Raw genomic sequence first — 5,021 nt, 5'->3', positions numbered from 1 at the left:
CCTGTTAGGTGACTAACGGGAATCTCGCTCCTTCAGGGGCGAGAGGATGTCAAAATGCCATGCATGGAAAGTTAATGCGCCTGAGCTTTACGAACGATCCGGGTTAGCTCACTATAAAGCCTTACACCAAAAAGGAGTGTTTGTAGTGAAGGATGCGAACGGCTGGATTGAGGCACTGTCGCTTCAGCCTCATCCAGAGGGCGGCTTTTTTCGGGAAACTTATCGCTCCGATGAAGTGGTAGCACGAGATAGTCTGCCGGATCGGTTTTCCGGGGAGCGGAACTTTTCGACGGCTATTTATTATTTGCTTGAGGGAAACGATTTTTCAGCATTTCATCGTATCCAGCAAGATGAAATCTGGCACTTCTATGACGGTGCATCGCTGACCATCCATGTCATAGCTCCGGATGGCAACTATTGTGCGGCAATACTTGGAAGAGATATTTACAACGGAGAGGTTCCGCAGTTTGTCGTGACTGCCGGTTGCCTTTTTGCGGTGGAAGTGAACGACTCCTCCTCATTCGTTCTGTCTGGTTGTACCGTTGCACCGGGCTTTGATTTTGCTGATTTTGAAATGCCCTCAGCTACGCAACTGCTGAGTCATTTTCCACAGCACGCTGCTCTGATTGAGCGACTGACACGGTGAAGGCAATGAGAAAACGTACATTGTTTTGTTCATCGGTAATGTGTTGGCTGATGGCTTAAATTTTGTTAAATGCCTTGTCCCATTCATCAGCGAAAAGATAGCCCAGGGTATAGGCATTTTTTTCTTCCTTACTGACGGCAAGGAATATGGATGAGTTATATGTAGACATGTCGTGTATATCCATGGCCACGAGGTCATTATTCTGAGCTTCACCCAACTTGTCGATACAGGTGCTATGGGTCACTAGAATCAGATTTTTGCCTTCTTCCTTGTATTTGAAAATATCTTCATAAAGGTTTTCTTTGCAGCCTTCACGTAACCAGTCTTGGCTGGTGGCTTTCTCACCAAACATCAGGTTAGCAGTCTGATGGTTTCGTTTGACAGGGCTGTTATAGACGACGGTTGTCCGATTGGGCAGATGATCAAATTTTTGTCCGACGGCAATAGCCTCTGCCTTACCCGGAACTGTGATGCCTGTTGCTCCATCAAGGCACAGGTTGTCAGAGCGGTCACAGCGTTCAGCGTGTCTGACCAGTGTTACGACGTTGCCTTGGTACCAGTGAGTCTGTAGATCAAGCAGTCTCTTCTCGTCTTCAGCCAGACTAACCGTAGGCTCTGGCTGCAAATGCAACCAGGTGGCTGATACTGAAACTGCCAGACTTAACAAGGCAATCAATGACTTTTTAGGCATATTAATTAAATGTTGTACGACAATTTTTTGGGAGAGGTAATGTATCGAATCACTATCTCTCGACAATAGTGCTGATCAACACAGAATAAGTGAAATATATTTCGGTATTATGACGAAAGCGCACATGGGTAGCGAAATGTCACTTATTGGGTTTGTGCCTGGTGCAATCTGGAATATAAGTGGCTTGCTGTTTTTCTAAATAGGCGCAGTTTAGACTCAATCGTCCTGACTCTCTATACGGAGGACGAATGAGCTCAGGCTATAGAGTCAATAATACAGCCAGAGTGGCCACCACACCCAAAGCAGAAGTCACAATGGCAGCACCTGCTGAATAACGGTAGCGTGTTTCTTTACTCAGGGCTGCGCCTGTATTCGAAGCTGTGGGCGGAGTGACCGGTTGGCAGATTTCTGTTTCAAAGAATAGCTGACCTTCAAGGTTGACCAGCCCATTGCAGGCAGTAGAAGTGGAATGATTGTTAGCGATCCAGGTATTCACCATCGGGTTGCTTGTATAAGGGGTGGGTGTTGGCATGACAACGCTTGAAATCTTATAACTGTGGCACAGGTCAGATGCTTTATGTTCGGCCAGTTTTTGGCGAAGATCTTCCAGTGATTTGTGGACTGCTTTCAGGCTGGATTGGTTCAGGGGTTGCCACCATGGATTGCTTGCCTGCAGGCGGTTACAAGCCAGGTTCAGTTCAAGTCCTCCCCAGACGGTGATGGCCGTCCGTGTTGCTTTGATGTAATTATCAATCATGTAAAAACGGGGAAGACCTGCTTCGACCGCCCCAGAACCTTCGGTATCTTTGACCCCGGCAAGAACAAAAGCACCTTTGCGAGAAGGGTTGCGACGAGTGAAGCCGACATTGGAAATGTCGACTTCATTCTCGATAACGTCCATGCTGCTTCCGGGAGCCATTCTAAACTCACCCGCTTGTGCCATATTGCCCATAAAAGTGTTCGATATAACGATTAATTGTTCTGTCTGGTTTCTGATGCCAGGTAGATGAATCAATATCCCCATGTCCGGAATTAAATGGGGCAAAGGGTTGTGAATCGTGCTGTATTTTTTACCTTCGATCAGGTTTCCGTAAATCTGCAAGCCCGGGCCCCGCATCCGATCATCGGCAGATGCATCCAGGGACTTCCTGCAATCAAGAACAACCGCAGCCCGGACAGAAAGATGGATATCGTTTGCGGCTAAAATCAGTTTCCGGTTGTAGCACTCTGCAAAAACAATGGAGTCAATTGAGAGGCGGTTATTTTCTCGGGTTGGCCGAAAGGCAATGTATTGTATTCGGCTGCTTTTTGTTTCGTCAGGCTTGAAGTCGTCGGTGGTTCCGATCCCGAGCATATATTTGTCTTTAAATGCTGGCCGATTCCTGATGATAGCGAAACCCAGATCAGCCGCTCCAAGAATGTCCTGACCGTTCTTCAAACGTATGGCACTGCTGACAAAGTATTCAACCGGGGTTGAAGCGAACACAGGCGTTGTTGTAAGTACAGGAGCAATGGATGGAGAAGCTGTCGTTGGAGTGACCGTTTTGGAGGAGAGTAATATAACGGTGTCCTCAGGTATCCGTTCTATCAATTCATTTAAATTTTCTGCCGGGTTGGCACTGAGAATAATACACTGTCGGTTGTTAACAAATGCTGAATCCACTTTTAGTCGTTGCTGAACCCCCGTCGTTTGCCGTGAAAGCATCGTCGGATCAAGAAGAGAGTTACACGATACTGTCATTAGCAGTGGGGAAGGTGAAAAGATTGTGGTTGGAGATTGAGTCGATGTTTCGGCCATCAGACTCAAAACATTCAGGCATAATACTGGAACGATGAATCGAGCCAGCAAAGGCTGCAGCTTAATCATGTGATAAACTTTGAAAAAAATGTAGGTGAGAAGCCTAGACGTTGTATTTATACTTCTCCACACAAGTTATGCGCGAGCTCGAAATGAAGGCACATGATTCTGCCCATGTGTCAAAACAGTTGTAGAAAAAGCGCTTTACCCAGAGACTGATGGTTCCTGAATTCAGGATTTACACCCACGATAAACGCGCTTGACCCACTATAGTCGGTCAAGCGCGTTTATCATCAGCTGCCTTCCTTGGAGAGTTCAGAGATTTCTTTCAGACGAGCCAGAACTTTGTAATTGATGGAGTCTTTAGTGTACTGACCACGGCTGTTCAGTGTGCCAGGCTTGCAGCCGGTCAGAAGCTCCATAGCTTCGTCAGCATGATTGACCGCGTAAACACTGAAAGTGCCAGCTTTTACGGCATCGACGACTTTCTGATGAAGCATCAGGTTTCGGAGGTTTGTGGCAGGGATAATGACACCTTGTTCACCCGTCAGGCCACGGGCGTTACATAGATCAAAAAAGCCTTCAATCTTTTCATTAACACCGCCAATAGCCTGAACTTCGCCATGCTGGTTCATGGAGCCGGTGACGGCAAAGCCCTGTTTGATAGGTGTATTGGTCAGAGCGGATACCAGGCAGCAAAGCTCAGCCAGAGTTGCACTGTCACCGTCAATGTAGCCATAGGATTGCTCCATAGTCAGGCTGGCTGAGATAGCCAGGGGAAACTTCTGGGCGTATTTGCTGCCCAGATAGCCGGTCAGGATCATGACTCCCTTGGAATGGATGGCCTGACCCAGGGAAACTTCCCGTTCAATATCTACAATGCCCTGGGATCCAGGATAAACGGCAGCCGTAATTCTAGCTGCAGAACCAAAACTGGTATCGCCAATGGACATGACAGTGAGCCCGTTGATCTTACCGATCTTTTCTCCTTCGGTATCAATCAGGATACTGCCTTCAATCATCTCATCGAGAATCTGCTGGCTGACTCGGCCAGTGCGTTCAGACTTGGCGGCCAGAGCCCGATCAACATGCTCGTTGTTGATCTTGCGGCCACGGCTCATACGACGAATGAAGTCTGCTTCTGCCAACAGGTCGAACAGATCACCGATCTTGGCAGAAATTTCACCCTGGTGTTCAGCCATTCTGGAGCTGTGTTCGACGAGACGGGCGACAGCAGCAGCCGTCAGGGCCGGATAGTTTTCATCATCTGCCCGGTTTTTTAACAGCTGTGCAAAAGCATGTACCGATTCCTTGTCTCTGGCAATCCGGTCATCAAAGTCGACCAGAACTCTGAATATTTCATGGAAATCCGGATCAAGCTGTTGCAGCAGATAATAAATATCTCTGGAACCGACAAGGATGATCTTGACGCTGAGAGGGATGGATTCCGGATTCAGGGTGATGGTATTAAGTAGACCCATCTCTGAGTATGGAGATTCAATGGTCAGCTCTCTCTCTTTCAGGGCTCTTTTTAGCGCCTCCCAGACAAAAGGTTCTTCCAGCAGTTTGTTAGCGTCCAGCAACAAATAGCCGCCATTGGCTTTATGCAGAGAACCAGGGCAAATCTGTCGGTAATTGGTCACGAGAGCGCCCATTTCACTGGCGTATTCAATACGACCAAACAAGTTCTTGTAGTTAGGGTGGGACTCATACACGACAGGCGCAGCACCGCTGGCAGAGTGACCAATCAGCAGGTTAGGTGCATAGAGTTCAACCAGAGACTGTCGTTTGGTTGAGTCATCCTTGGACTCCATATTGCGGTCGTCAGCAAGAATATCAATCACAGTTCGGTGCAGGTGATTTTTAACCGCCTCAAGATATTCTAT

At 47.7% G+C, this 5,021-nt stretch carries 4 protein-coding genes; 1 reads left to right on the top strand and 3 read right to left on the bottom strand.

The annotated features are described in order from the left end of the window. The first annotated feature begins 46 nt into the window (after positions 1 to 46). Positions 47 to 646 (top strand): cupin domain-containing protein, encoded by a 600-nt coding sequence (locus tag KDK17_RS05765; protein WP_257287567.1) that lies wholly within the window; start codon positions 47 to 49, stop codon positions 644 to 646. 55 nt (positions 647 to 701) lie between these two features. On the opposite strand, the gene KDK17_RS05760 is transcribed toward KDK17_RS05765, so the two are convergent. From KDK17_RS05760 to KDK17_RS05750, 3 genes are all read right to left on the bottom strand, one after another. Further along, the gene (locus KDK17_RS05760) at positions 702 to 1,337 is read right to left on the bottom strand and encodes a histidine phosphatase family protein (protein ID WP_257287566.1); all 636 of its coding nucleotides are present in this window, start codon (positions 1,335 to 1,337) and stop codon (positions 702 to 704) included. 259 nt (positions 1,338 to 1,596) lie between these two features. After that, positions 1,597 to 3,204 carry a hypothetical protein gene (locus KDK17_RS05755; RefSeq protein WP_257282416.1) on the bottom strand — a complete coding sequence of 536 codons (1,608 nt, stop codon included), beginning with the start codon at positions 3,202 to 3,204 and terminating at the stop codon, positions 1,597 to 1,599. A gap of 224 nt (positions 3,205 to 3,428) precedes the next feature. Next, on the bottom strand, positions 3,429 to 5,021 hold a 1,593-nt coding region (locus tag KDK17_RS05750), incomplete at its 5' end, for a Lon protease family protein (RefSeq protein WP_257287565.1).

It is taken from the genome of Endozoicomonas sp. SESOKO2, from assembly GCF_024606245.1.
In the GTDB taxonomy this organism is placed as follows: domain Bacteria; phylum Pseudomonadota; class Gammaproteobacteria; order Pseudomonadales; family Endozoicomonadaceae; genus Endozoicomonas_A.
Note: the sequence above shows the minus strand (reverse complement) of the source record. Positions and strands in the feature narration are given on the sequence as shown.